This is a genomic window from Hymenobacter agri, assembly GCF_054778495.1.
The window spans coordinates 1-1,078 of the sequence record NZ_BAAGZM010000982.1; the positions used below are offsets into that span (position 1 = coordinate 1).

General features: G+C 66.0%; 2 protein-coding genes. Both read right to left on the minus strand.

Annotation, left to right across the window (positions count from 1 at the left end; genetic code table 11):
• Positions 1–725: phosphatase PAP2 family protein (locus ACYVDE_RS23865; protein WP_460504018.1), on the minus strand; the 725-nt coding region annotated here is incomplete at its 3' end.
• A gap of 39 nt (positions 726–764) precedes the next feature.
• A partial coding sequence (locus ACYVDE_RS23870) for a class I SAM-dependent methyltransferase family protein (RefSeq protein WP_460504019.1) occupies positions 765–1,078 on the minus strand: 314 nt, incomplete at its 5' end.

Genomic DNA, 1,078 nt, shown 5'->3' on the forward strand with positions numbered 1-1,078 from the left:
CGGGCACCGCGGGCTGGCACGGCAGTGGCCGGCCGGGCATGCGGCGCACCGGGCAGCAGATACACCACCATTACGGCCACCGCTGCGCCGGCCACGCCATCAATAAAATGATGCTGAAAAGTGGTGAACACCGAAATCGCAATCAGGCTGAACCAGATATGCACAGCCCAGCGCGCCGCGCCGCGCAGGTGGCGCGCAAACACCAGCCACACCAGAATCACGAGGCTGATGTGCAGCGACGGAGCTTGATTATAGGGCTTGTCGAACCCCATCAATATCTCGAACAGCGCGCCACTGAAACCGCTGGTAGCTGGCCGCGCAAAGCTGAACTGCAGCGGAAACAGCAGGAACCCCGCCACCGAAATCAGGCTGGCCGCCAGCAGCCGCCGGGCGTGGGTGTCAAGCTCGGCCCGCGTGGCGCACAGAAACAGCGAACCCGCGTAAAACGCATCGAGCGACATGTAGGGCACTATCGTCCAAGGCACGAACGGGATGTGCCGCTCCCAACCAAACACCACCGAGCCCACGTGCGGCAGCTGGGCGGTCCACCAGTTGGCGAAGCCGTAGGAGAGGAAGAAAAACGGCCCCAGCACGGCCAGCCAGGCGGCCGCCCGCCCCCATGGCCGGCCCGCCGAAGCAGCCGGAGCCAACGGCGCGGGGCGAGCCAGCAGCACCGCCAAACGGGTATCGGCGAGGGCAACGAAAAGGCGAATGAGCAGGGCCATGACGACTGATGACGAGATACCGATTTGACTTCCGGCGCACTACTCCGCCATTGCCAGGGCAGCTTTCTGCGGCACAACACCTGCTGCCCCCGTGGGCACCCGGCGGGCCAGCGACACGCTGAAAATGCCCCACTGGTCGCTCAGCTGGTCAATTTTCTCGAAGCCGGCTTCGGCCACCAGCTCGTCCATTTCGGCCTGCACGCGGCGGCGCATCACCCAGGCCTTGCCCTGGCGGTGGCTGCTCAGCGAGCGGGCAATCATTTCGAGCTGCGGGTGCCAGGGCTGGTTGGTGTAGAGCAGGTAGCCGCCGGGCTCCACGGCCGCGGCCAGGCCGGCCAGCGACTGGCGCACCA